This is a genomic window from Monashia sp. HAY1-2A, from assembly GCF_056755315.1.
Genome location: NZ_JBNDHY010000330.1, coordinates 1 through 458 on the forward strand (window position 1 = coordinate 1; position 458 = coordinate 458).

Here is a 458-nt window from a genome sequence, read left to right on the forward strand (position 1 = left end):
GGTTTGGCACCTCGATGTCGGCTCGTCGCATCCTGGGGCTGGAGTAGGTCCCAAGGGTTGGGCTGTTCGCCCATTAAAGCGGTACGCGAGCTGGGTTTAGAACGTCGTGAGACAGTTCGGTCCCTATCCGCTGTGCGCGTAGGAAACTTGAGAAAGGCTGTCCCTAGTACGAGAGGACCGGGATGGACGAACCTCTGGTGTGTCAGTTGTTCCGCCAGGAGCACCGCTGATTAGCTACGTTCGGAAGTGATAACCGCTGAAAGCATCTAAGCGGGAAGCACGTTTCAAGATGAGGTTTCCAGGCCCGCGAGGGCGAGAGGCTCCCAGCTAGACGACTGGGTCGATAGGCCGGATGTGGAAGCACAGCAATGTGTGGAGCTGACCGGTACTAATAAGCCGACAACTTGACCCTACGAAGATGCTCCGCGTCCACTGTGCAGTTCCCGAGACACAAACAC

General features: G+C 57.2%; 1 rRNA gene. It reads left to right on the plus strand.

From position 1 onward, the window contains the following. A 23S ribosomal RNA gene (locus tag ACPYOM_RS22155) occupies window positions 1-412 on the plus strand; the annotation flags it as partial. Between the last annotated feature and the right edge of the window lie 46 nt (window positions 413-458).